Genomic DNA, 25,900 nt, shown 5'->3' on the forward strand with positions numbered 1-25,900 from the left:
AGGCTCAACCTGCTTTGGTTGGCATAAAGCACAGGTACTCGCTCCAAATGGCATAAAAATGCCCAGATTGAGCTGTAAGTCGGGCAAGCATTGCTGAGATAACCCATGGGAGCCCAGTGCCGGAGGACACCGGTAAGGGGGTGATTTTTGAACGATGAACACCAAAGATAAAAGCGCCAAGGTCGGCGAAGATATTGCCATTGTTGGTCTTTCGGTCAACGTCCCCGGCGCGGCCGGAGTCGACGCCTATTGGGCCAATCTGCGGGATGGGGTGGAATCTATCCGTCGGTTGAGCGAAGAGGAATTGCTCGATCGGGGGGAAAACCCAGAGGCAATCGCACGCAAGAATTATGTGCCCGCCGCAGCGACACTTGAGGGATTCGATACCTTCGATGCGGACTTCTTTGGCTTTTCACCAAAAGACGCAGCTATTCTTGATCCACAGCATCGCAAGTTCCTTGAAGTGGCTTGGGAAGCAATGGAACAGGCCGGCCATCCGCCCGAGACCCTGACCGGGCCTGTTGGCGTCTATGCGGGCTGTGGCATGGGCAGCTATTTTTATTTCAACATCTGTTCCAATCCCGAACTGGTGGATGATGTCGGCATGTTCCTGTTGCGCCATACGGGCAATGACAAGGATTTCCTGTCTACGCGGGTAAGCCATGTATTCGACCTGAAGGGACCATCGATCAATCTGCAAACGGCTTGTTCGACCTCTCTGGTGGCGATTCACTATGCTTGTCAGGCGTTGCGGGCGGGCGAAGTGGACATGGCTTTGGCCGGTGGTGTCACCATCGAGTTACCCCATGGCCGTGGATATGAATTCAAGGAAAACGAAATTCTGTCGCCTGATGGTCATTGCCATGCCTTTGATCATCGCGCCCAGGGCACAGTTTTTGGATCCGGGGCGGGCGCGGTTGCCTTGCGCCGGCTGTCTGATGCCATCGCGGATGGCGATCACATCTGGGCCGTCATCAAAGGGTCTGCTGTCAATAATGATGGTGCGGCCAAAGCGGGATACCTCGCGCCATCCGTTGACGGCCAGACCGCTGCCATTGCTGCGGCATTGGATGCCGCAGGTGTCGCGGCGCAATCCATCGGCATGATTGAATGTCACGGCACCGGCACCTATCTGGGCGACCCGATCGAAGTTGCCGCCCTGACCGAAGCTTTTCGTGCCGAGACCGATGCCGTTGATTTCTGCCGTATCGGTTCGGTGAAAACAAATATCGGGCATCTGGATACTGCTGCCGGTGTTGCCGGCTTTGCGAAGGCCACGCTTGCACTGCATCACAAACAGATACCGCCTTCGTTAGGGTATGAAGCGCCGAACCCTTCAATTCCCTTTGAAGGATCGCCTTTTCGCGTCAACGACAGGTTGTCGGAATGGGTGTCTAACGACACGCCACGTCGTGCGGCCGTCAATGCACTGGGCGTGGGGGGCACCAATGCTCATACGATCTTGCAAGAAGCGCCTGAACGCCGGCCCAGCGACGAAAGTGACTGGCCGTTCCAGGCGCTGGTTGTTTCTGGTGCTTCCACCGCCGCGCTTGACGCAAACACAAAGGCACTTGCGGCGCATTTGAGGGCCCATCCTGAACAACCTCTGGCAGATGTTGCCTTTACGTTGAAAAACGGACGCCGCGCATTTGACAAGCGACGTGTTGTCGTTGCCGAGACCCACGAAGAAGCGGCCGATCTGCTGGAGGCGGCAGATACGCGTCGTGTTTTCACCCATGAATCCTTGGGCGAAAACCCTGAAGTTGTCTTTATGTTCCCCGGTGGCGGGGCCCAATATGCAGGCATGGCGCGGGACCTTTACGAGACCGAGCCTGAATTCGCCGAATGGATGGACCGTGGGTTGGACCATCTGTCGCCTCAGCTTGATTATGACATCCGGGCCCTGTGGTTGCCGGATGCAGAAATGGCAGAAGAGGCGATAAAAGCTCTGAAGAAACCTTCGGTGCAGCTGCCGCTCATTGCCATCGTTGAATACGCGCTGGCAAAGCTTTGGATGTCTTGGGGGGTGCAGCCTGCTGCACTTGTTGGGCATTCCATGGGCGAAAACGTCGCGGCCTGTCTTGCCGGTGTGATGACATTTGAAAATCTGATTGATCTGGTCCTCTTGCGTGGCCGACTGTTTGACGAAGTGCCCGCAGGCGGCATGCTGTCGATCTCCGCGCCGCTCGGCACCATCAAACCGTTACTGGGTGATGACCTCGACATCGCTTCGATCAACGCGCCGGAACTGATCGCGGTTTCCGGTCCGCAAGGCGCACTTGAAAAGATGCAGGAGCGTTTGGATACGGCCGAAATCGACTACCAGCGTATCGCCATCGACATTGCCGCGCACAGCCGGATGTTGGAGCCGATTCTTGCGCGTTATCGTGCCTTCCTCGGCACTCTTGATCTGCGTCCACCTCAACTGCCCTTTGTTTCAAACCGCAGCGGCGACATGATCACGGATGAGCAGGCGACCAGCCCCGACTACTGGGTTGGCCAATTGCGCAATACCGTCAATTTTGCCGACTGCATCTCTACTCTTTCGGCACCGCGAAAACGCGTCTATCTTGAAGTCGGCCCTGGCAAGGCTCTGTCCGCTCTTGCGCAGATGAGTGCAGAGGTGGCTCCTGCACAGGTTCTCTCTTCGCTACGCCACCCCGATCAAGCGATAGCCGATGATGCTTATTTCATTGCAGTTGTCGGTCGTCTTTGGGCCTGTGGTGTGAACGCCGATTGGTCACAAATCTGGGGTGAGGCACGGCGCAACCGCGTGGTGCTGCCAACCTATCGGTTCCAGAGGGCCAAATATTTTATCGAGCCCGGGCAGGCAGCCAAAGCGCCGGCTATACCGCGTCTCAAGCGATCCGAAGATATGACGGAATGGGGCAGCATTCCCGCCTGGCGGCCACGATTTGCCGATTGCGATCTGGATGTAAGCACAGATCTTGCCGATACACCGCTGACCTGGTTGATGTTTGCCGATAACATGGGCTGTGGTGCACCAGTTGTGCAGCGCCTGCAAGATGCCGGTCATACAGTCATAACCGTCCGGGCGGGGGATGCCTTCGGGCAGGTTGATGACACAACCTATACCCTCGCCGCCGAGCAGGGCCGCCAGGGCTATGAACAACTGGTAGCGCATTTGCAGAAACGTGACTGCATGCCCGATCGGATTGGTCATTTCTGGCTGGCTGACGACCATCTTCCGCCGCGTGCGGGGTCGTCCGCCTTTGACAGGCACATGGAACAAGGGTTCTGGAGCCTTACCTGGTTGGCGCAATCCCTCTCCGAAGCGGGGCTGGAAAAACCTGTCCATCTTAGCGTTTTCACCTCGGGATCCGCCTTGGTGCGGAACGAAAACGTGCCGCATCCCGAAAAAGCACTGATTGCCGGTCCCGTTGGGGTTTTCGCCCGAGAGATGCCCGGCGTTACCTGTGCGCAGATCGACCTTGAACCGCAGGAAACGCCGGTGGCACCGCGCAAGGGTCTGTTTGCAACACCCGCCTTGGCCGGCAAACTCAATGACGGGTTGGTGGATCAACTTCTCGAAGATCTGCTTGCGGCGCCTGCCAATATTGTAGCGGCCTATCGCGGGGAAAAACGGTTTGAACAGGGCTATCGCCCGATTTCGCTTGTCCCTAATGAGGTGCCGGTGTTCCGCGATAACGGCATCTATCTGATCACTGGTGGCTTTGGTGGAATCGGCCAAACACTGGCGGCGGACATCCTGCGTCATCACAAGGCGCATGTTGTGTTATTGTCGCGTGACGCCCTGCCGGATCGCAAGGCATGGGAGGGTTACCTAAAGACCCGTGGCACGACAGATCGCGTCGCGCGCCGAATGCATGCGGTTATGCGTCTGGAAGAAATGGCAAGGGATCAGGGCGGCACTGTGGAAGTGGCCAGCGCCGATGTGGCAAACCTTGCCCAGATGCGCCGCGTGATCGGTGGACTGGTTGAACGCCATGGTCCCTTGACTGGTGTGATACATGCCGCCGGAACGCTGGAGGATGCACCTCTACTGGCCAAGACAGATGCCCAGATCGAAGCGGTCCTGTCACCCAAGGTGCAGGGCTTGCGCGTGATTGATCAATTGCTGCCGGATGGCACGCTGGAACTGATGGTGCTGTTTTCCTCGACCTCGACAGCGACCCGATCTGCGGGACAGTCCGATTACGTTGCCGCCAACGCCTGGCTTAATGCCTTTGCCGTTTCGCGGACTGAGGGGAAGACCAAAGTGGTTGCCATCAATTGGGGGATCTGGGCCGATGTGGGCATGGCGGTCAAGGCCTTGAACGGTGCTGCCAGCGATGTGCTGCCGCCGCGTGCCCTTGACGCGGCACTTCTGCTTACAGCAGGCGCGGATGCGGTTGGAGATCCTGTTTTTACCGCAGAGTTGGACACTGACAACTGGTTGTTGGACCACCACCGCACAGCCCGTGGCCAGGCGATCTTGCCTGGTACCGGTTATATCGAATTGTTGGCCGAAGCAGCCGCAGCGCAGGGGCTGTCAGAATTTGAAATCCACGATTTGTATTTTCTGCGGGCGATGCCTGTCGAAGATGGCTCGCGGTGCGAGTTGCAAGTCACCCTGCATCCCGAAGAAGAAGGGTACGCCGCAGAGTTACGCAGTGATTGCCTGTTACAGGGTAAAGCCGGATGGCAGTTGCATGCACAGGCCAATGTGAAGCCTTTGACGACATCGCCTCCACAAGATGTTGACCTTGCAGAGGTTTCCGCCCGCTGCAACAAGGTGGAGCGCAGCACGCCGGATCGGCGTTTGCGTTCTCCACAAGAGGGGCACTTGAAATTCGGACCGCAGTGGCACGTTCTCTCGGAAACCCGCATGGGCGAAGGCGAAGGGTTGGCCAGGCTGTCCTTGCCAGATGCCTGCCGTGCCGAAAATACGACAGTTCTGCATCCTGGTGTCATGGATCTGGCGACCGGTTGGGCCATCGGTCTGGTTCCAGGGTATGGCGCAACCCATCTTTGGGTGCCGGTTTCTTATGGCGCGATCCGCGTTCATGCGCCGTTACCGGCAGAAGTCTGTTCCTGGGTACGACTACGTGAAGGGCGGGGCGATTTCGCCCGCTTTGACGTTACGATTTGCGACAAAAACGGTAAGGTTATTGTCGACCTGGGCGATTTTGCGATGAAGCGATTGGAAGATGGCCTTGCTGTCATGCCGCTTACTGCCGCCGAAGTGCGGTTTGACGACGAAAAATCGCCGCAGGAACGCAGCCCCGCGGAAGAACAACTCGCCTATCTGACTTCGCAGGGGATCCGTGCCAGTGAAGGCCCCGAAGCCCTACGGCGCGCGCTGGCCTTGGGCCGTGCGCAGGTTATGGTGTCTTCGCTGCCGTTACAGGGATTGATCGATCGTGCAAATGCACCGGTTGTGCAGCAGACCTCCGGGCAAAGTTTCGAACGTCCTGACCTCGACGGTAGCTATGTCGCGCCGCGCAACGGAATCGAAGAGCGTCTGGCTGAGATGTGGCAGAACCTGCTGGGGGTCAGCCCGGTTGGCGTTGAAGATAGTTTCTTTGATCTTGGCGGTCATTCTCTGATCGCGGTGCGCTTGTTTGCCAATGTGAAGCGCGAATTCAAGGTCGAATTTCCAATCTCTGTGCTGTTCGAAGCCCCGACAATTGCAAAATGCGCTGCATTGATTGCAGCGGAAACCGGTGATCCGGGTGCAACTGTGGGAGATGGCACAATAAGTGTAACACAAGAGAAATTCGAATTCCTTGTGCCATTGAACCAAAGCGATCAACATGACGCGCCACCATTGTTCATTGTTGCAGGCATGTTCGGTAACGTGCTGAACCTGCGCTACCTTGCTTTGCCTTTTTCTGCTGAACGCCGGGTGTTTGGTGTGCAGGCGCGGGGATTGATTGGAGATATGGAACCACATCGCGATGTGGCCAGCGCTGCGAAGGATTACCTTGCCGAGATCCAGCGGATTCAACCGCAGGGGCCCTATCTGATCGCTGGCTATTCCGGCGGCGGGATCATGGCCTACGAGATGGCGCAACAATTGCGCAACATGGATGCAGATGTCGGCGTTGTTGCGATGTTCGACACGCCGCTTCCCGTGCGCCCAGTCTTGAGCAAGCCGGACAAGGCCCTGATCAAGATTGCGGAATTGCGACGTAAAGGTGTCGGCTATCTGGGCGAATGGGCCCGCAACCGATGGGCATGGGAACTGCAAAAACATGCGGGCATGCCGCCTGAGCAAACAGCGGCAAGTGAATTCAACAATCTCAAGATTCAGAACGCCTTTCTCGACGCAGTGGGGAGCTATCAGACAAAACCCTGGGAAGGCCCGCTTACGCTGTTTCGTCCGCCACTTGATCTGCATTGGCAGGTGACAGGGGGCAAATGGGTCAGCCGTGAACGCGAATTTGTTTTCGAGGACAATGATTGGCGCCGGTTTGCGCCGCATATGGAGGTGATTGAAGTGCCAGGTGATCACGACAGCATGATGTTGGCACCGAACGTCACAACCCTTGCTCAGGAACTGCGCGAAGTCATTGCGCGGGCATTGGATGATCGGGGAGATGATTGGCAACGGGCGACGGCAGCAGAATGATGGCACAACCTGTCCCTTCAGTTCTGGTGGTTTTGTTGAACTACCGTACGGCAGAAATGACCTTGCGTGCAGCCGAAGCCGTCTTGGCCGATATGCCGGACGGGGCGGAACTGGTGATTGTCGACAATGCATCTGGTGATGGTTCAACGGGCATATTGACCAAGACGATCGCGCAGCGCGGCTGGGATGGCGGTGGCCGTGTGCGTTTGATTGCCTCGGCGGTAAACGGAGGTTTCGGGGCGGGCAACAACATCGGGTTTGCTGCGGGCATGTCAGACGGCTCTGAGCCAGATTATTTTTATGTCCTCAATTCGGATGCGTTTCCGGACGAGGGATGTTTGCCCAAACTGATCCATCATCTGCAAATCACGCCTAAAGCGGGCATGGTCGGCAGCCATGTGCGAGGCGAAGACAATGTTGTGCATACGACCGCCTTTCGCTTTCCTTCCATCGCTGGAGAATTTGAAGGGGCAGCACGTACGGGCCCGATCTCCCGACTGCTGAAAGGGTCAATCGTCGCGGCAGCTTTGCCACAAACGGCCAAACCAGTGGACTGGGTTGCGGGGGCAAGCGTATTGATACGGGCCGCGATGCTTAGGGAAATCGGTCAGTTTGATGAGACGTTTTTCCTATATTACGAAGAAACCGATCTGTGCAAACGGGCCGCGCTGGCGGGCTGGGAATGCTGGTATCTGCCTGATGCCCGGGTTATCCACATCGGCTCGGTCTCGACGGGAATGAAGGAATGGCGTCGTATTCCTGATTATTGGTTTGCATCGCGTAGACATTACTTCATCAAAAACCACGGCCGTCCCTATGCCGCCGCCGCCTGGCTGGCTCGGCTTGCGGGCGGCGCGATCCATATCCTGAGATGCAAGTTTTCCGGGCAAAACTCCCAAGATGCTCCGGGCTTTTATCGTGATCTGTTGCGCTACGGCCTTGGATTGCCCCTTGGCCCTGCCATAGCTACGACAGGTCGTTCCCCATCGGAGGAAAGTTCATGACTGCGACTTTTAATCCCCAAGGTTTCAGCGCCATACTGATGGGCGATGAATCCCTGACCATCGCCTGTGGAGACATGATGTTGGCGGGTGGGCATAGCCTTGTTGCTGTGATCACGCGGGATGCTTCGGTTCACGGTTGGGCCGAGGAAAAGGGGTTAATGGTCTTTGAACGCCCCACTGCGCTTTTGGGTGCGGGAATGTCGGCGGACTGGTTGTTGAGTATCGCCAACTTGCGCATGATCCCGACTGATGTACTTGCCATACCTCTTAAGGGCGCGATAAACTTTCACGATGGTCCGCTGCCGCGCTATGCGGGGCTGAACACGCCAGCCTGGGCGATCATGAATGGTGAGACCACCCATGGCGTAAGCTGGCATATGATCGAAGGTGGGGTGGACGAAGGAGACCTGCTGGCGCAGCAGGAGGTTGAGATCTCACCGGATGAGACAGCCTTCAGTCTGAACTCGAAATGCTATGCTGCAGGGATGGAAAGCTTTTCCAGGGTTTTGGGTAAACTCGAAACCGGTACTCTTGATCTGCGATCCCAGGACCTGAGCCAACGCAGTTATTATGCCAAGCACAAAAGGCCCGACCAGATGGGCGTGCTGAATTTCTCGCAAACCGCCGAACAACTGAGCACTCTGGTCAGAGGCCTGGATTTTGGTGAATACTGGAACCCCCTGACGGTCGCAAAAGTGGCTGTAGCCGGAGATTTCCTGTGCCTGGGCAGCCTTGAAATTGCGCCACAGAGCGAGGGCGCTTGCGGCGAGATTTTGCAGGTTTCGGGGGACAATGTCACCCTTGGTACAGCGAGCACTCCTGTCATTCTGCGCGGTTTGAGCGACCTTGCGGGCAAACCCGTGAACGTTCAATCGTATTTTACCGTGGGTGATGTGCTGTCTCAGGATACCCTTTCTGTTCTGGATACCAAGGACGAAGCAGATTGGCGGGCAGCCTTGTCTGCTGCGGCCAGCCTCGACTCGCCGCTTGTCGATGCCGGGTCCGGTTCTGAAGATTTCAAATCAATTCCTTTGGTTCTGCCTGCAACCCTGTCGACAGAGGAACAAATCAGCGCTGCGGCCATGGCCTTTCTGAACGGCTGCGCCGTTGGTTCGGGCGTTTTGGCCCTCAAGGCGAATAGCGTCCATCCTTTGGCTGCGTCCTGGCTGCCCTTGTTTGTTGCAGTGGCAAGTGACGATCAAGTCGATAGCCTGACAGATTCCATCGCGTCCCAGTTGGAACGTGCCGCGACCTCGGAAGGAATGGCAGCGGATCTCTTGCTGCGAGACCCGGTGATTGAAGGAAAGCAGACGCCGCAGATCGGCATCTCGCTGGATGCTGGCCGGGTTGCGGGTACTGTATTGACTGTCTGCATCATGGGGCAGTCGGCGCAACTCATCTATGATGTTGGTCGCGTCAGCGATGCTGTGGCCAGATTGCTTTGTGATCGCATCAGCGCAGTCGGCAATGGGTTTGAAAAGGCGCAAACCCTTCGCGATCTTGAGGTCATGCCCGATAGCGAGGCGGCGATGTTGCTTGGCTGGAATGCAACCGAGCGGAACTATTCGCCTAAAACCATCCATGCCGCGTTTGAAGCGCAGGCGGCCAAGACGCCTGACGCAGAGGCAATCGTTTTTGAAGGCGAAACTCTGAGCTATGAAGACCTGGACAAACGCGCCAATAAACTGGCCGCGGTATTGCGAGCAGAGGGTGCAGGACCAGGCACGCCGATCGGTCTTTATGCCAAACGCAGTCTGGATCTGGTGATCGGGGCGTTGGGTATTCTCAAGGCCGGTGGGGCCTACTTGCCGCTTGACCCCGCTTATCCATCTGAACGGATTGCACATTACATCAACGACAGTGCCGCACCCTTGATCGTGACCCAGGCGGCGCTGGCTGATCAATTGCCCGGACATCAGGCAGAGGTCATTGTGATGGATAGCGACCCGCGTATCGCGGAAGCTTCGGCGCAGAGATTGCCTGTATCGGCCAGTGCGGATGATCTGGCCTATCTGATCTATACATCCGGTTCCACCGGGACCCCCAAGGGCGTTATGGTCAGCCATGGCAATGTCGCCAATTTCTTTGCGGGCATGGATGACAGGATCGCCCATGAAGATGGGGCAGTCTGGCTTGCGGTCACTTCACTCAGCTTTGACATCTCGGTTTTGGAGCTCTTCTGGACCCTTGCGCGCGGTTTCAAGCTGGTGCTGGCAGGTGATGAATCGCGCACGATGGTTTCAAACGGCCCCATCGCTGTGTCTGACCGCAAGGTGGACTTCAATCTGATGTATTGGGGCAATGATGACGGTGTCGGGCCGAAGAAATACGAATTGTTGTTGGAAGGTGCGAAATTTGCCGATGCCCATGGCTTTAATGCGGTCTGGACGCCGGAACGGCACTTTCACGCTTTTGGCGGTCCGTACCCAAACCCGTCGGTGACAGGGGCTGCGGTGGCGGCGGTCACGCAAAACCTCTCGGTGCGGGCGGGGTCCTGCGTCGCACCTCTACATCATCCGGCACGGATCGCCGAGGAATGGGCGGTTATCGACAATCTGACCAACGGACGTGTGGGTCTTGCCATCGCCAGCGGCTGGCAACCTGATGATTTTGTGCTGCGTCCTGAAAACACGCCGCCCGCCAACAAACCGGCGATGTATGTGGCCATCGAGCAGTTGCGCAAGATGTGGCGCGGGGAGCCGGTGGAATTTCCCAAGCAGGACGGCAGCATGCACGCTGTTGTCACGCAACCGCGTCCGGTTTCCAGGGAGCTGCCGGTCTGGGTGACCACGGCGGGCAATCCACAAACCTGGAAGGAAGCAGGCGAGATTGGTGCAAATGTCTTGACGCATCTCTTGGGACAATCGATCGAAGAAGTGGGCGACAAGATCAAGATCTACCATCAGGCACTGCGCGATGCAGGCCTTGATCCGAAGGATTTTACCGTCACCCTGATGTTGCACAGCTATTTGGCCGATACAGGCGAACAGGCCGAAGTGGTTGCCCGTGGCCCGATGAAGGACTACCTGCGTTCAGCCGCGGCATTGATCAAACAATATGCTTGGGCGTTTCCGGCCTTCAAACGTCCGGAGGGCACGGCAAACGCTTTTGATCTGGACCTTGAAGGGGTGTCGGACGAAGAGCTGGATGCGATCCTTGAGTTCGCCTTTCAGCGTTATTTCAATGATAGCGGGTTGTTCGGCACGGTGGCCGATGCTGTTGCGCGGGTTGAGCAACTCAAGCAGATCGGCGTTGACGAAATTGCGTGTCTTATCGACTACGGCATTGACCCTGCTTTGGTCATGGAAGGTTTGAAACCGCTCGCCAAAGTGCTTGAACAATCCAACAAGGGTTCTGCCCTGGCCGAAGATGATTTTTCCTTGGCGGCACAGATCATTCGTCATGGCGTCACGCATTTGCAATGCACACCTTCAATGGCGCAGATGTTGGTGACAAATGATGAAGCACGCATGGCATTGAGCCGCGTGAAACATCTCATGATAGGGGGAGAAGCCCTGCCGGGGTCATTGGTGACAGCCCTGAAATCCGCAACCAGTGCCAGCCTTCAGAATATGTATGGCCCGACCGAAACAACAATCTGGTCAACGACTTCATTGATTGAGAACGGCACGGCGGCTACAGCCCCGATAGGCACACCGATAGCCAACACACAGGCCTTTATCCTTGATGATAGGATGCGCCAGCAACTTGTTGGTGTGGAAGGGGAATTGTGGATCGGCGGGGACGGGGTGACACAGGGCTATTGGCAACGCCCGGCGTTGAGCGCTGAAAGATTTCTACCTAACCCGTTTGGGGCAGGCAGGCTTTACCGGACTGGCGATTTGGCGACCTGGGATGCATCTGGGGTATTGCATTTTGCCGGGCGTGCCGATGCGCAGGTCAAGATACGCGGGCATCGCATCGAACTGGGAGAAATCGAAGCACGGCTGGCGGAACTGCCAGGAGTTACGCAAGCTGTGGTGACGATGGTCGAAGCATTCGGAAGTGAGCATCTGGTCGGCTATGTGACAGCGGCTTCACCGATTGACCCTGAAAAGGCCAGGGCGGCGCTGTCTCTTGTTCTTCCCGCGATCATGGTGCCGAGCTACTATGTAACACTGGATCGCATGCCTTTGACACCAAACAAGAAAATCGATCGAAAGGCATTGCCGCTGCCCCAAGGCCGCCAAACTTTTGCATGCAGCTCGACCGGTTCACCGGTTGCGTCTGACAGTTCGACACAGGGTGTAATTGCCGGGATCTGGACCGGCCTTCTGGGTGTGGCGGACATCCGTGCAGAGGATAACTTTTTCGGACTGGGCGGGCATTCCCTGCTGGCGGTGCAGGCACATCGCGACATCAAAGCGGCGCTTGGGCTGAACACCTTGTCGATCACCGATATTTTCCGCTTTCCGACGCTGGGGGGGCTGGCTGGTCATATCGACAAGGGGCAGGGCGTGGCGACATCCGTTGAACCATCCGCAACTGCACCATCTGCCTCGGCGGTCATTTCCAAACGTCGCGCAATGCGGGCCGGACGCAACAAAGCAGGCGCGTGATGCCTATGAACGAACAGGATCGACTGGCGCAGGTGGGGGCCGTCATATCGTCACTGTTTGACAGGGCTGTTTGCGTCGGCACTACAGATCCACGCAAGCCCCAGCCGGAGCCGCTGGGGGACGAGGCTGCGCATTTGGCGCATGCGCTTGAGGCGCGTAAACGGGAATTTGCAGCGGGTCGTGTAGCGGCGCGTCAGGCACTCGCACAACTGGGGATCGCACCCGTTCCGGTTTTTGCCGCAAAAGACCGCGCGCCGGTCTGGCCGCAAGGTGTATACGGCAGTATTTCGCATACCAAAACGCTTTGTGCTGCCGTTGTGGCGGATCGCGGGCACACTGTGGGGCTGGATCTTGAAGCTGACACCGATCTCAACGAGGGGCTGCTTTCCACAATCTGTTCGACTGCAGAACAGGCACGTATTGCGGGGCCAAATCTGTTGCATCTGGGAAAATTGATCTTTTGTGCGAAAGAGGCCGTTTATAAAGCCCAGTATCCGCTGACGGGTATGCTTCTCGGTTTTGATCACATCGATATTCTACTTGATCAAGCCGAAGAACGGTTCAGCGCAACATTCCTCAAGCCTGCTGGTTGCTTTGCAGCAGGCGACCGATTGCCGGGCCGCTACGCCACAGTGGCAGGCCACCTTGTCACTGCCGTCTGGAGCGATAAAGGTATGCGCAAAGGAGCCTGATTGCATGCCAAAGTTTACCCGCCGCGCCGCCCTTGGAGTGCTTACGGCCAGTCTGGGGGTTGGGGCCTATACCTATGCGCAGCGTCAGCGGGGTGTACGGGCAGCAGCCGCGCTTTACACCACGCCGCTTGAAAAGCCAGAAGGTGCACTGCGGGTGTTCCATCTGGGGCATTCTCTTGTCGGGCGCGACATGCCTGCAATGCTGGCGCAACTGGCTGGGCAAGACCATCGTTATGAAAGCCAACTTGGCTGGGGGACCTCTCTTAAAGAGCATTGGGAACCTGACCTGACGATCAACGGTTTTGAGACCGAGAACGCGCATCCGCGTTTTCGCGATGCAAAAGAGGCATTGAATTCAGGGGATTACACGGCAGTTGTTTTAACGGAAATGGTCGATATTGCTGATGCAATCCGGTATCATGACAGCGCCGATTATCTTGCGCTCTGGGCCGGGCTGGCCTGGGACGCAAACCCGAAGGCGCGGATTTACCTATATGAGACTTGGCCCCATACGGATGATAGCGCAGGGTGGCTGACCCGTATCGATCACGATCTGCGCAAATTCTGGCAGGGGCGTATGAAGTATCCTGCGCTTGCAAGCGGCAGGGCACCCATCCATCTGATCCCGGCAGGTCAGGTCAAAGCCGCCTTTGTCAGGGCGGTGCAGGGGCAAGAAGGGCCGGGAGGAATAAGCGGTGTAGAAGGGTTGATGGCCAAACAGGCCGACGGCACGCCTGACACGATCCACTTCAATGATCTGGGCGCATATCTGGTTGCATTGACGCATTATGCGGTTCTCTACCATCGTTCTCCCGTGGGATTGCCGTACAAACTGTTGCGCGCTGACGGCACGCAAGCGATTGCGCCAAACCCGGTCGTCGCTGCATTGATGCAGCGCATTGTATGGGAGGTGGTCACGCGCCATCCCGAAACGGGAGTAGCGGTATGAGCGGGCTGGCCACGTTATTTTCGATTTTGATGGTCGGGCACAGTCTGTTCGGCACCACCGGGCCAACGATGTTGGAACAAGCTTTGCTGGCTGGAACCGGTGAGGGCCATGTACAAGCACAGATCATCAATGGTGCCCCCCTGCGTTACAATTGGGAGAAATCCGACACGGCCGAAGGCGTGGATGCCCGTGCAGTATTGCCCGAGGGAGGTGTCACGCACTTGATCCTGACCGAGGCAATTCCACTGGAAAACCACACCCGGTGGTCCGAGACAGATGTCTACGCCCAAGCCTTTGCCGGTCTCGCCACATCCGCCAATCCGGATGTACACATCTTTGTGCAGGAAACCTGGCACAGCCTGAAAAGCGGCAGTGGCGAGGTGGTAGACTTCGACGACAAGGCGGATATTCCCTGGCGCATGCGTCTGGATCAGGATCTTCCCGTGTGGGAAAATATTGTCGCGCAGGTCGCTGCGGGCAACCGTTCGGATCGCGCAACGGTTGCCCTGATCCCCGCAGGGCAAGCCTTGGCGCGGCTACATGATGAAATAGCGGCGGGAACGCTACCGGAAATTGACGGAATTGCCGCATTCTTTGACGACGATATTCACCTCAATCACATGGGGCACTACTTTGTCGCGATGGTGCAATACGCGACCTTGACTGGTCAGTCTCCTCTAGGGCTGCCGTCAGATTTCAAGGACCGCTATGGCAAGGCCTTTGAGACACCGGACGAAGACATGGCCCGTATCCTGCAACGCATCGCATGGGAGGCTGTTCAGGCATATGGCGGTAATGCAGTGACGGCGGCTCCGGCCGCCGTGACAGTGCCCCGCGCAAGCAGTGCGCCCGCGACACCGAGCTATCTGCCGACAACGCCGTTGGCAGACCTCAGCCAACCGCCCGAATATGCGGTGGAAGGTACCAATGCGGTGGCCATCGGACTGGCGGCAGTTACAGACTGGAGCCCGCAAATCCCCTTTCTCGACCTGATGAAAACCTCACGTTTATGGATAGGACACAAGCCAGGCCAATGGGGAGGGATGGAATATGACGCATTGCGATCGGGCGGCTATCTGGATTCGGCAGGTTGGCCGCTGAAAATGCCTCGGGAACTCAGCAGCATCGGGACGCTTGTTCTGACCGACATGCCGGAAGCGGCGATCTCTTTGAGGGGGCGCTATCGTTTGAAATTTGACGGCAAGGGCGTGATCGAAGTGTCGGGCCGTGCCAAGAATGTGCGCTATGGCAAAGGCGAAGTCACCTTTGACTACAGCCCGGGACCGGGCAGCGTCGAAATCCGCATCCAACGGATCAACGTCACGGATCCTCCACGCAACATCACTGTGGTTCATACTGACAACATTTCCCGCTTCGCACGCGGCGACTTGTTCAATCCGGCTTGGACTGGTCGCATTGGCCAGTTCCGCGCACTGCGTTTCATGGATTGGGCAAAGACGAACGACAGTACCTTGTCCAGTTGGGCCGACCGACCCAGGGTCGAAGACGTGACCTATGCCTCCGGTGTGCCGGTCGAGTTAATGGTTGATCTGGCCAACGAACTGGAAAAGGATGTGTGGTTCAATGTTCCGCATCTGGCCGACGACGCATTTGTTCGTTCCTTTGCAGAATTGGTACGTGACCGACTGGATCCCAAACTGACCGCTTATGTCGAATTCTCGAATGAAGTTTGGAATTGGCAATTCGCTCAAGCGCGCTGGGCAGATGAGGCGGCACTGGCGCGTTGGGGACAAAAGGACAAATGGATGCAGTATTACGGATTGCGGGCCGCCGAAGTGGCGCGCATCTGGTCTGATGTCTTCGCCGGTGACGGACACGCGCATCTGGTCAATGTGATTTCGTCACAGACTGGTTGGCTCGGGCTCGAGGTTGAGGCACTGACCGCTCCTTTGGCCGTCGCCGACGGGGTGCCTGCGCCTGTTGATGCCTTTGATGCTTTTGCGATCACCGGATATTTTGGTGGCGTGCTGGGCCTGGAAGACCGTCAGCCGATGGTAAAAAGCTGGATTACCGAAAGTTTGGCCAAGGCACAGGCCAATACTCAAGGCCTGTCTGAAGCAGCCGCAACCGACTACGTCGCGGCGCATCAGTATGATTTCGCCTCGGAAATGGCCGGTCGGGAGTTGATGGACGGCGCGATCAGCGGCAAATCCGAGGATACCCTGAGCGATCTGATCGGCCGTGTCTGGCCTTATCACGCATCTGTTGCGCGCAATCATGATCTGGATCTGGTGATGTACGAGGGGGGCAGCCACGCCGTAGGCATCGGCCCGATGGTGGATGACGCAGCCTTGACCAGGTTTTTGCATCACTTCAACTATTCGGCGGAAATGGGCACGCTTTATGAAGTGTTGTTACAGGGGTGGAAAGCTGTAGGCGGTCAATTGTTTAACGCTTATTCCGATGTCTATGCCCCGACAAAATGGGGATCGTGGGGGGCATTGCGGCATTTGGACGACAGCAATCCGCGCTGGGATGCGCTATTGGCGTTTCAATGAGCACATCTATCTTGATACCGGCGCATAACGAAGCAGGCTATCTGCCGGCCTGCCTTGGGGCGTTGCTGGCTTCGGCACCGGTTGAAGGTCCTGTTCAGATTATTGTCATGGCAAATGGATGCACAGATAACACCGCTTCGATCGCGCGTGATTTCACGGCAAACTTCGCGGAAAAGGGCTGGACAATGAATGTGCTGGACCTTGCTGAGGGTGGTAAGTTGAATGCGTTGAATCAAGGTGAAGCGGCGGCAACGGGAGATGTTCTGATCTATCTTGATGCTGATGTCTGTGTATCACCTCTGGTCGTTGCAGAGATCGTCAAGTCGTTGAACATGGATGCCCCCGGTTATGCCAGCGGGCGACCCAATGTGACCATTTCAGGCAAGGATGCCTTGACGCGCCTTTATACGCGGTTCTGGCTGACGACGCCATTCATGGTGCATGGTGTGCAGGGGTTCGGGGTTTTTGCCATGAACCGCGCTGGGCGTGCGCGTTGGGGCGCATGGCCCGACATCATTTCGGATGATACCTTTGCCCGGCTGAATTTTACGCCCGCCGAACGACAAGGCGTGCCTGCTTCATATGACTGGCCGATGATTGAAGGGTTCACGCGGCTGGTACAGGTTCGGCGGCGCCAGGACATCGGCGTTGCAGAGATCGCGCACCGTTACCCTGAATTGTTGGCGAATGACGATGACCATGATCAGACCGTTCCCTTGTGGAAACGGGCGTTAACAGATCCCCTGGCCTTTGTTGCCTTTGCCGCAGTGCGCATCGCAATCCGATTGCCAATTCTGAAATCTGGCAACCGCTGGGCGCGGGGGCGTTAATCAGTAATATGATGCGCCAGCTTGGCCGCTTCGACGTGAATGTCGTGGCGTTGCAATACGCGCTGGCGGGCTTTGTCGCCCATTGTGGCCAACTTGTTCAAAGGGCTGCGTGCAAACCGCTCCATCGCATCGGCCATGGCATCAACATCGCCAGCAGGTACAAGCCAGCCATGGGTGTCATTTTGTACCAGTTCCGGTGTGCCCGCGACATAGGTGGCAATCACTGGACGCGCTGCGGCCATCGCTTCCATCACAACCATCGGCAGACCTTCGGCAAAACTGGGCATGACCAAACCCTGCGCAGCAGAAAGCTCCGCGTTGACTCGTGCTTCGTTCAGCCAGCCCGTCAGGGTCACGCGGTCCGACAAATTGTGTTCTGCGATCAGCGCTTCGATTTGATCGCGCATTTCGCCGTCGCCAATCAGTTTCACATGTAGATCGGCCTCGACTTGTGCCAAGGCTTCGATCAATGCCAGTTGGCCTTTTTGTTCGACCAACCGCCCAATTGCGACCAATGTGCGCCGCCCGGTCGGTAGAGAGACCGGGTTGGCAAATTTTTGTGGTTCTATCCCGCAATGGACCACCTTTATCTTTGCCCAATCCGCATGAGCAGCCCAGCGGCAAAGCTGCGAACGGCCAAACTGTGAGATGGCAACAGTGAAATCGGAATGGGCGATCTTGGTTGCCAGCGACAGGGCGCGGGGTGCATCGAATTCTTCGGGGCCATGAACGGTGAAACTGTATTTCGGGCCGCCGAGCAAAGAACCAAGCAGCGCCACTGCGGCAGGGTTGGTCCCAAAATGCGCATGGGCGTGACGGACGCCTTCGGCGCGACAGCGTTCGGCGACATAGGCGGCTTCGACGAGATAAATCAAATGGCGCAGGATGCCGACTTCGGAAGCACGACCCATTACAATCGCGACTTTGGCCGCTTCCCAGAACTGGGCCAGATCGCGCCTGGCCGTGCGCCATACCGCACCAAGCAGGTGACGTTTGCCTTCGGCGAGAACGTATTCTGTTTTTGTTGCCTCTGCCTGGTCCTGTTGATCAACCAACGGATCCTCCGATACCCGCATGGCAAGGCGCAGCACATCGTGGCCCTGTGCTTCGAGGGCGCTGATCTCGCGGCGGATAAAACTCTGAGAGGGTTGAGGGTAAGTGTTAAGAATGTAAGCGATTTTCACAGCATTGTTTCCGGCATTCAGACAGTCAGGTTTTTTCTAACAGCCAAACCCATAGACCAAGCTGTGCGCGTGTTCTATCAGGTTTAGACGGCAGAAGTGAGGCGCAAGCAAAGTGTTAACGGGTTTGTCCAACATTCTGGGCGGAAATGGGTTGATGGCACGGGTGGTGCGCTCTTCTTCGTTCATCATTATGGGGTATGGCGGATCCCAAGCGCTGCGGCTGGCATCCAACCTGATCCTGACAAGATTGTTATTCCCTGAAGCCTTTGGCCTGATGGCGTTGATCAGCGTTGTAACCGTGGGGTTGATGCTGTTTTCCGACGTCGGAATATCGCCGTCAATTGCGCAAAGTAAACGGGGCGATGATCCTGCCTTCCTCAATACTGCCTGGAGCATTCAAATCGTGCGCGGGGCGCTCTTGTGGGGCATTGCGACCCTGTTGGCGGGCCCGATTGCCGCGTTTTACGACCAACCCGAGCTTGCGCAATATTTGCCGATAGCGGCGCTTTCGTTAGTTGTGTCCGGTTTCAATCCCACGCGGATCGAAACAGCGCAGCGGCATTTGCTGATGGGGCGACTGACGGTGCTTGACCTGCTGTCACAGGTGATCGGCGTGGTGGTGATGATTGTGCTGGCAATGATGTGGCAATCGGTGCTGGCGCTGGTGGTGGGCGGCGTTGTGGGGGCGTTGGCCAAGCTGCTGCTGACACATTTCTTTTTGCCCGGCATTCGCAACCGGTTCCAGTTTGAGCGCAAGGCGGTGGGCGAGTTGGTGACCTTTGGCAAATGGATTTTCCTGTCCACATTGGCGTGGTTCTTTGCCAGTCAGGGGGACAAGGCGATCCTGGGCAAGTTCCTGACGCTTGAGGTTCTGGGCATTTACAACATCGGCTATTTTCTGGCGAGTTTTCCATTGCTGCTGGGGCAGGCAGTCGTGAGCAAGATCATGATACCTGTTTATCGCGAAAAGGCAGATGCCACACGTATCCAGCGCTTACGATATGGTCTGACTCTGGGTATATCGGCGCTCTTGATTGTGATGGCGTTGCTGGGGCCGTGGCTTGTCGGGGTGCTGTATGATGCACGCTATTTGAATTCAGGCGCAATTGTCGTTGTCCTTGCGGTTAGCGTGCTGCCTCAGGTTATCGGCATCACCTACGATCAGGCGGCGCTGGCGGCTGGCGATAGTCGAAGGTTTTTTATTTACAATGCGATCCGCGCAACACTTCAAGTATCGCTTTTACTTCTGGGTGCGATTTTTGCAGGGCTGATCGGGGCAATTGCAGGGCTTGGCCTTGCCATGGTGCTGGCGCATTTTGTGTTGATCTGGCTGGCCCGTGCCCATGAGGTTTGGGACGGTCGGCATGATCTGTTTCTGGCAGTCGTCGGTGGGATTGGCGGCGGCGCGGCGCTGTGGCTGCATTGGGACAAGATCACAGCAATGATTGCAGCAACCTCTGCCTAGGGATTACTGCCTTTGGGATTACGGGCGATGCGCGCTGCACGTCCCTGCAATCCGGCTTCGGCGCGATCTTGCCAGAATTTTCCGATGCCTTTGCGTTTCTTGAGCCTGGGAGAGGGCGTTTCAGGGATCGAAACAACCGGCAGTAACCCCGTTTCGCGTTGCATCTGACGGGACGTACGGATCACGGGGCGGCGGAGTTCCAACAGGAATGCAATGATCAACCCAAGACCGGTGGCCGCAACGATCCCCATGAACATGCGTTTCTTGCGACTCATGGTGGTTGGGAAATCCGGAACGCGGGCTTCTTCAAGTGTGATAAACCGCTCGCCGCGGGCTGCGTTTTCAAGGGTAAAGCCCACTTCGGCTTCGTTACGTCTGGTTGAAATCACATCAAGTTGGTTGCGCAGGCTGGTCATTCGGCGCTCGAATTCGGCCAGGGTACGTTCGACTTCCGGGCGGGTTTCGATACTGGCGCTCAGGGCAGCGCGCCGGTCAAGCAGCAGTTGACGCTGAGTGCCGAGACTGGCAAGCAATCGCCCCAGTTCTTCATCTTCGCGCTCTACAGTGGCGGCGCGGGTATTGCCGCTGCGATCGAGGTTTTCACGGGCCAATTGTGCTGTGATCAGCTCGCGGTCCAATTCGAGAATGGCGTCATTCAAACTACCGAGTTCGGAGCGGCGAAATTCGAGGGAACCTTCGACTGAAATATCGTTCTGGCTGCGAAAATCGGCGAGATCGGCCTCTTGTTGCGCGATTTCGGCTAATACTGCATCCTCTTGCTGCTGAAAAAATGCCAATGTTTCGCGGGTCTGTTCGCGACGCTGCGAAATTGCCAAGGCACGGGTTTCATCAGCAAGGGCATGGGCGACGGCACGTGCCTTTTCTGCGTCGTCCATTTCGGCAGTGATGGTCAGAACCGAAATTGCACCGTCGTCAGCAAAGCCCTCGCGCACCGCTGCGACACCCGTGATTGAAACAGCAAGGCGCAGCATATGCACCTTTTCTGACAGGCGCAGCGCAGGAAGGTTTTGATAAAGATCGAATTCTGCAATCATCTTTTCCAGATTGCTGCGTGCCATCACTTGCTGTTCAATCAGTTGCAAGCGCCGTGCGGCCGAGCTTTCGACAGTGGAACGGGCCATTTCGTCGGAAATCTGTGGCTGTTCAATCTGGATAACTTCGGTGGATTCATACATATGCGGCACCGAAAGTGCCCAAAAGACCGAGATAAAGCAGCCGGCAATGATGACAGCCGAAATGACACCGATGCGACGGCGCAACATGTCCAGAAAGTCAGCCAGCGAATAGATCGGTCCCATTTGCCCTATGGTATCCCACTTGAATTTGCCCGACGCAGCAATGCCGGCAACGGGTTTACATTGTTAAAATCAGAACAATCTGACCACAATAGGGCAAACGTTGTGAAATTGGGAGAGGCAGAATAATGCCAATCCATTGCGCAGACTATGATGTCGTCAGGAATATTGCGGGATCGAATTGGCGCGGGCGCGGTTCAGAACAACCCCCAACAACGGCACCTGATTTTCCAACATTCGCTCACATTCCAGAAGTTCGCGGCCGAGGGTGCGGGTTCCGTCTGACACCAGCAAGACGCCATCAAGATGCGGCAAAAACGCTGATACATCGTCATGAGCCAGCATTGCCGGCATGTCATAAATCACCAATTCTGGCTGCAAAGCGGCGCGCATGCGTTCCATGGTATGCGCGGTTTCCGCAGCCTGAAGTGTTTCGGCAGCGTCGTTGTCTACCGCATTGTTCAATCCCAAGGCCAGGGTTTCGCTGACTTTGACCATGTGGTCACCAATCGGGCTGTGACCCATCAGGAAGTCCCGCATCGCACCACGAGGCGTGATATCGAAAGCTTTGGCAATGCCGGGACGGCGCAGGTTGAAATCCATCAGAACTGTCCGCGAGCCAGAGATGCGGGAAAGGCTAAGTGCCAGATTGACGGCGGTGAAAGTGTTTCCGCAGCCTGAGGTCGGTGTGGTGATCGCAATATTGGTCCAGCCGTGTTCCTGTGTCGTTTGACGTAGACGGGTGCGCAACAGGTCGAACGCACGCACCGAGGTACTGTCGCGGGCGGCGTCGACAACTGGCAGGGCCGTGTCGTTTCTGCGGTCCTGACCTGCTTCTACCTGATCCAGTTCGTGCCAGCGGGGCAGGTTCGGATCAGGCTGATAGCCCGTAGCTGCAACAGCGGGCGCAACATCAGCCTGCATGTCGGGCAGGTCATTGCGGATGTCCGGCGTGGTTTTTGCCCGCGCAGGGACCGAGGTGCCCTTGTGCGCGACAAGTGCCCTGCGAGGCCGGATGCTGTGGCGCATGCCAGCCTTTGACACCATTACCGGTGCATCCATCAGTTCAGCCTGGAGGGGTTCTTCAGCATGGAGATCACGCATGATTTCCTCCTTGTGAGAATTGGCCATAAGACCTGTTTACACCTTTTTCAGCCATCATACCAAGGTTCCCCATCTCAGTGACCAGTCGGACGCAAGACCACGCCGATTGTCTTGAAAAGAATGGTGAGGTCCATTTTCAGTGTGAGAGAACGCTCATAGGCGCCGTCTACTTCATTGCGGTAGGTAAAGCGTGAGTTGTTGCGTGCCGACACCTGCCACAAGCCGGTGATACCAGGCTTGAGCGCGTAGTAGCGGCTGGGATCGCCATACATTTCCAATTGGTCGGGCATCATCGGGCGGGGGCCAACGATGCTCATGTCGCCCAGCAGGACGTTCAACAACTGTGGCAATTCATCCATCGATGTTTTTCGTAAAATGCGACCCATCGGGGTGATACGCGGATCATTGCGCAGCTTTTGCAATTCGTCCCATTCGCGACGCAGGTCTGGATCATTGGACAGATATTGCTGGAGCACCGCATCGGCGTCGCGCACCATTGTGCGCAGCTTTAGGATCGAAAACCTTTTTCCATCCTCACCCAGACGATCCTGAGTATAGAAAGGGTTACCACCTTCGATCCACAGGGCAATTGCACAAATGGCGATAATCGGCAGCGAAAAAGGCAGGGTCAAAAGCACAAACAGGATGTCCATGACACGTTTGCCCAGATGACGATACAAATATACCGGGCCGCTTTTGGCAGCTAAGGCGGCATCCCAAACATGGCTTTGACGTGCGACGAGTCCAGCTTCGCTGAAGGCGGGTTTGCCTGCAAAAGAGAAGATGCCAAAATCGGCGGAATTGGTTACATTGTCTTTCATTCTAACCCCCCAGGGCTAAACAGATACTCAAACACTTACACACATCCACGGGATGCCCGAACAATGGTCTGCTGCCAAACTTGTAGGGAGAGAGACTCACGGCATCAGCCAAGAACATGCTCTCCATACAGCGTTTGGTACCTGCTCCACAATATGCACTGCGAAACCTTAGTGTCGCAGCGACAGAGGGTGGATCAGAGGCCAACAGACGCTTTTAACTTGACCCAGTCATAACATTTTTTCGCCTTATTTGCTGAAAACCAGCGGAAACAAACTGTTTCTGCTCCTTTACAATAACATTGGGCGGCTGAAGGTGAGATTGTTGACGAAAACTCAAAAAACAGCCCCGATTTTTCGCGCCATACGGGAAAAGATCGGGATAAACAGGGGGCTAGGAGACTTCCAAAAGCAGGAAAATCGCAAAATATTCGGCGGAAAAGGGCCGAATAAAGGCGCAGCAGCCCCAAGAGAATCAGTTTGGCATGGAGATGAAAGAGGGAAATCAGGCGGAAGTCGGGCGTTTATCAGGCCAAAGTTGCCTAAGATCGTAAATACTCTATTCAGGAGCGGAACAGCCAGAAACCGCGCGGCATCCGCCGTGCATCCATGCCCAGAGCAAAGGAAAGCCTGATGATTTTGTGTTGCGGTGAAGCCCTGATTGACATGATACCAGTGCCTCAACCGGATGGAAGCACAGCCTTTGCACCGCATGCCGGAGGGGCGATATTCAACACTGCGATTGCATTGGGACGTCTTGGGGTTCCCGTGGGAATGATCAGCGGTATTTCGCGCGATGCATTTGGTCAGCGACTGGTGGCGTCACTGGCTGAAAACAATGTGTCCACAGATCATCTGGTTCGCTCTGACCTGCTGACGACTCTGGCAATCGTACATCTGAGAGATGGCCATGCGACTTATGCCTTTTATGATGAAGGGTCCGCAGGCCGGATGATCACGCCCGATGATATGCCACCCATTCCTGCAGGAACTTCGGCCCTGTATTTTGGCGGAATCAGTCTTGTCAGCCTGCCTGCCGCCGACAGCTATGCCGACTTGTGCCAAGTTGCATCGAAGCGGTTTCCGATCATGCTTGATCCAAATATTCGCCCTTCGTTTATCACCGACGCCCCTGCATATCGCGCCCGGCTGGATCGCATGTTGGCGAATTGTGATATTGTCAAAGTCTCTGATGAGGATCTGGCCTGGATGACGGGCGGCGCGGGTGGGCTTGAGGCGCAAGCAGCGGTACTGCAGGCCAAAGGCGCACGTTTTGTGATCATCACTCGCGGGGCAGAAGGGGCCATGGTGCTGGCTGATGGCAAGGTCGCCCATGCCGCTGCACAAAAAGCGGTGGTCGTGGATACAGTCGGAGCGGGGGATACCTTTAACGCGGGATTCCTGGCACATTTGCAGCGCAACGGCGCTTTGGACAAGGCCGCACTTGAAAAGATGTCCGCGGATGATCTGGCGGAGGCATTGGCATTCGGGGCGCGGGTTGCGGCTGTTACGGTGTCGCGTGCCGGGGCAAATCCGCCGTGGGCCAATGAACTATGATTGCTTGAAATGCGGTCTGGTCAGGTGGGAATGTTGTGAAAGAAACGGTCTATGCAGCGACCACAATGTGAAATTGCACATGATGGTCACTGCAACCGCCGTAAATGGGACAGGGAGTTGCCCTTTTTACGGATACAGCGAAAGCCTGACAAAAAGGCCCTCACCGAATGGCAGCGCATAATTTCGCACCTGATCACTGTGTCTCTCCACAAAATGGTGAAAAGAGAAACCTTCGCCGTGAAGGCCGGGATTCCGTCGGATCTGAAGACTGATAAGAGTCGATCCTTCCGAGATCGGACTTGCCAAGGCCCGACAGGTATTTCGTGTTACCGACAGGACGGTTATGATGGATGGACCAGCATAGCGCATTTTGGGCCACCCTGGCCAAAACCCATCGCTATCATTGGACCTGTGCCCGCACTGTCGCGGTTTTGTCTGGGCCTTTCTTGTTCAACGTCCGGTCGCTGACAACCGTGATACAGGAATGCCATACTTCGGGCCCAGCTTCTGCGAACGACTTCACACAAGAGAAAGAAAAGGGGAAAATTCAGAGAAAATCTGCTTTTTTGATGTTTTCGAGCGCTTCAACGTCACGGATCTCGATTTTGCCACGTGACAGCGCGACATACCCCTCGCGACGCCATTCGGACAGAACCTTGGACACCACCTCGCGGGTGACACCGACATAATCGGCGATCTGCGCTTGGGACATCACAATCCTGCCGTCGGCGCCTGAAAGATACAGAACCTTCGCCGCCAGGCGAGCGGCGGGGGGCAAGAACACCTGTTCCTCCATTTGCCGGCTCATCCAGCGCATCCGCTTGCCCGCCAGACCCAGCAACTCTGCCGCGAGATGGGGTTCGCGGGCGATTTCGGCAATCAGCGCAGTCTGACGGATATAGCGCAGTTTGCAATCCTCGACGGCTTCGATGCGGGCGGTGCGCGGGCCAGGGTCGAACATGGCAATCTCGCCAAAAACGCTTTCGGGGCGCAAAAGGTTCAGGGACAGTTTGCGTCCGGCAGCGGAATAGACGCTGACTTCGAGCAATCCTGCGTCAAGAACATAGAGCCGATCGTCAAACTGGTCCTGCTCAAACAAGGTTTCGCCCGCCTTGAGGTCTTGCGAGACAAAGGCCTTGTCAAAAAGACGCCGCAACTCTTGCGATGCTCCAAGAAAGAAACCTGCCTGATCTGCCACTGGTGCCACCTCTGGTTGATAAATGTCGCTGGCGACAGAACCGATTGCAATAACGGGTCTAATCGGTTTGTTTGTTTGCAGTAAATCCTCATCAATACTAGGCGGCATTT

14 protein-coding genes are annotated in these 25,900 nt (G+C 56.4%); 9 read left to right on the plus strand and 5 right to left on the minus strand.

Annotated elements, in window-relative coordinates:
- Positions 1-154 precede the first annotated feature (154 nt).
- The 7 genes from OS190_RS06540 to OS190_RS06570 are packed head-to-tail and all read left to right on the plus strand — an operon-like array spanning position 155 to position 17,148.
- Positions 155-6,595: a type I polyketide synthase gene (locus OS190_RS06540; RefSeq protein WP_267157857.1), complete on the plus strand. Its 6,441-nt coding sequence runs from the start codon at positions 155-157 to the stop codon at positions 6,593-6,595.
- The gene (locus OS190_RS06545; RefSeq protein WP_267157858.1) at positions 6,592-7,599 is read left to right on the plus strand and encodes a glycosyltransferase family 2 protein; all 1,008 of its coding nucleotides are present in this window, start codon (positions 6,592-6,594) and stop codon (positions 7,597-7,599) included. The genes OS190_RS06540 and OS190_RS06545 overlap by 4 nt, the downstream gene beginning before the upstream one ends.
- Positions 7,596-12,158, plus strand: coding sequence for a MupA/Atu3671 family FMN-dependent luciferase-like monooxygenase (locus OS190_RS06550; protein WP_267157859.1), 4,563 nt, complete (start codon positions 7,596-7,598; stop codon positions 12,156-12,158). Before OS190_RS06545 ends, OS190_RS06550 begins: the two co-directional genes overlap by 4 nt.
- Entirely contained in the window at positions 12,158-12,850 is a 693-nt protein-coding gene (locus OS190_RS06555) for a 4'-phosphopantetheinyl transferase family protein (protein WP_267157860.1), read from the plus strand. The genes OS190_RS06550 and OS190_RS06555 overlap by 1 nt, the downstream gene beginning before the upstream one ends.
- 4 nt (positions 12,851-12,854) lie before the next feature.
- Positions 12,855-13,799 carry a hypothetical protein gene (locus OS190_RS06560; protein ID WP_267157861.1) on the plus strand — a complete coding sequence of 315 codons (945 nt, stop codon included), beginning with the start codon at positions 12,855-12,857 and terminating at the stop codon, positions 13,797-13,799.
- Positions 13,796-16,318 (plus strand): hypothetical protein, encoded by a 2,523-nt coding sequence (locus OS190_RS06565; protein WP_267157862.1) that lies wholly within the window; start codon positions 13,796-13,798, stop codon positions 16,316-16,318. The genes OS190_RS06560 and OS190_RS06565 overlap by 4 nt, the downstream gene beginning before the upstream one ends.
- Entirely contained in the window at positions 16,315-17,148 is an 834-nt protein-coding gene (locus OS190_RS06570) for a glycosyltransferase family 2 protein (protein WP_267157863.1), read from the plus strand. Before OS190_RS06565 ends, OS190_RS06570 begins: the two co-directional genes overlap by 4 nt.
- Here OS190_RS06570 and OS190_RS06575 read toward each other — a convergent pair.
- Positions 17,145-18,332, minus strand: coding sequence for a glycosyltransferase (locus tag OS190_RS06575; protein ID WP_267157864.1), 1,188 nt, complete (start codon positions 18,330-18,332; stop codon positions 17,145-17,147). The two genes, OS190_RS06570 and OS190_RS06575, sit on opposite strands and share 4 nt — an antisense overlap.
- A 154-nt stretch (positions 18,333-18,486) precedes the next feature.
- On the opposite strand from OS190_RS06575, the gene OS190_RS06580 reads away from it, so the two are divergent.
- Positions 18,487-19,797 carry an oligosaccharide flippase family protein gene (locus tag OS190_RS06580; RefSeq protein WP_267158314.1) on the plus strand — a complete coding sequence of 437 codons (1,311 nt, stop codon included), beginning with the start codon at positions 18,487-18,489 and terminating at the stop codon, positions 19,795-19,797.
- Here OS190_RS06580 and OS190_RS06585 read toward each other — a convergent pair.
- From OS190_RS06585 to OS190_RS06595, 3 genes are all read right to left on the minus strand, one after another.
- Complete coding sequence (locus OS190_RS06585; RefSeq protein ID WP_267157865.1) at positions 19,794-21,116, minus strand: GumC family protein; 1,323 nt, start codon at positions 21,114-21,116, stop codon at positions 19,794-19,796. The two genes, OS190_RS06580 and OS190_RS06585, sit on opposite strands and share 4 nt — an antisense overlap.
- 156 nt (positions 21,117-21,272) lie before the next feature.
- Complete coding sequence (locus OS190_RS06590; protein ID WP_267157866.1) at positions 21,273-22,217, minus strand: CpsD/CapB family tyrosine-protein kinase; 945 nt, start codon at positions 22,215-22,217, stop codon at positions 21,273-21,275.
- A gap of 74 nt (positions 22,218-22,291) precedes the next feature.
- Entirely contained in the window at positions 22,292-23,038 is a 747-nt protein-coding gene (locus OS190_RS06595; RefSeq protein ID WP_267157867.1) for a sugar transferase, read from the minus strand.
- A gap of 630 nt (positions 23,039-23,668) precedes the next feature.
- Here OS190_RS06595 and OS190_RS06600 point away from each other — a divergent pair.
- Positions 23,669-24,592 (plus strand): carbohydrate kinase family protein, encoded by a 924-nt coding sequence (locus OS190_RS06600; protein WP_267157868.1) that lies wholly within the window; start codon positions 23,669-23,671, stop codon positions 24,590-24,592.
- Positions 24,593-25,139: 547 nt separating this feature from the next.
- Here OS190_RS06600 and OS190_RS06605 read toward each other — a convergent pair.
- Positions 25,140-25,898: a Crp/Fnr family transcriptional regulator gene (locus OS190_RS06605; protein ID WP_267157869.1), complete on the minus strand. Its 759-nt coding sequence runs from the start codon at positions 25,896-25,898 to the stop codon at positions 25,140-25,142.
- Positions 25,899-25,900 lie beyond the last annotated feature (2 nt).

Origin of the sequence: Sulfitobacter sp. F26204 (assembly GCF_026410305.1) — a bacterium.
Taxonomy (GTDB): domain Bacteria; phylum Pseudomonadota; class Alphaproteobacteria; order Rhodobacterales; family Rhodobacteraceae; genus Sulfitobacter.